This window comes from Stenotrophomonas sp. HMWF003 (genome assembly GCF_003061285.1).
In the GTDB taxonomy this organism is placed as follows: domain Bacteria; phylum Pseudomonadota; class Gammaproteobacteria; order Xanthomonadales; family Xanthomonadaceae; genus Stenotrophomonas; species Stenotrophomonas maltophilia_AP.
In genome coordinates, this window is the sequence record NZ_QAIW01000269.1 from 1 (window position 1) to 1,133 (window position 1,133).

Genomic DNA, 1,133 nt, shown 5'->3' on the forward strand with positions numbered 1-1,133 from the left:
GCGGTACATGTTGCCAAGCGGGGCGGTGCCGAAGCCCAACCGGGTGGGGACTGAAATGCGCATGGGGGTCTCGATGTGGGGGAGGTGTGCGGCAGGCCGAAGCAGGTGGCGCGCCTACGCGCCTGCGATTTCCAGCAGGGCTGCGTTCGGCGCGCGGTCGGCCGCGGGTTGGGAATGGAAAAGCGGCAGCACGTACTCGGCGATCTCGTGGAAGGTTTCCTCCAGCGGGCGCTGGTTGCGCCGCACGTGCAGGCCGATGTGATCGACGCCGGCCGCGCGCATTGCGTACAGTTCGGCGATCAACGCGTTGCGCCCGCCCGTGAAGCCGAAGCGCCAGCGGCGCATCGGTGCATTCGGGTGCGCGTCCAGTTCCATGTGGATGAAGCTGGCATACGGCTTGGTACCGGCCACCGCGCGCCACGCGGCCACGCGTCGGGCATGTTCTTCAGGGGTGCCGGGGAAGGCCAGGCTGCCATCCATGTGCTGGCCGATCCAGGCAGGGGTTTGCTGCGACAGCCCGGCCACCAGCAGCGGCAGCGGCGCGGATGGGCGGGGCAGCAGGTCCAGCGGTTCGGGCAGGTGCGCGCGCGCGTGGTCGCGCACCAGGTCTACCTGGCTGCGGAAGTTGGCGCCCCGACCGGGGAAGTCGCGGCCGAACAGCGGGTACTCCACCGGGCGGTCGCCGCTGGCCACGCCCATCAGCAACCGGTTGCCGCTGAGCTGCTGCACGGTGGCGGCGGCCTTGAGCGTCAGCAGCGGCTCGCGGATGGGCAGCACCACGGCGGCGGTGCCGAGCAGGATGTTCTGGGTGATGCCGGCCAGGTAGCCAAGGTAGGTGAACACCTCGAACACCTGCGCGGCATCGCCGAAGGACGGGTCGTAGACCGGCACGTCGCGCACCCAAAACGCCCGGAAGCCGAGCTGGTCCACCAGCTTGGCCAGGTCCGCATGGCGCTGCATGTCCGGTTCGCCGGGTAGCCGGCCGCTGTTACGTCGGGCCAGTTCACCGGCGGGTGTCCAGTCGTTGTCCAGCGGTGCTTCCACACCGATGCTGAAGCCGCCGGCGGTGAGGCGGGAGAGGGCGCTGGCGTTGGATGCGTGCGAGGCGGGGGACATGGGGAGATCCAGTGGGG

General features: G+C 70.1%; 1 protein-coding gene. It reads right to left on the reverse strand.

Features of this window, described 5'->3' with window-relative positions; all coding sequences use genetic code 11:
• Positions 1 to 114: 114 nt before the first annotated feature.
• Positions 115 to 1,116 carry a TIGR03571 family LLM class oxidoreductase gene (locus DBR34_RS11155; RefSeq protein ID WP_128096847.1) on the reverse strand — a complete coding sequence of 334 codons (1,002 nt, stop codon included), beginning with the start codon at positions 1,114 to 1,116 and terminating at the stop codon, positions 115 to 117.
• Positions 1,117 to 1,133 lie beyond the last annotated feature (17 nt).

Excerpts from the sequence above, each read along its gene's own strand:
- DBR34_RS11155 (WP_128096847.1), bottom strand. The coding sequence starts at position 1,116 with ATGTCCCCCGCCTCGCACGCATCCAACGCCAGCGCCCTCTCCCGCCTC.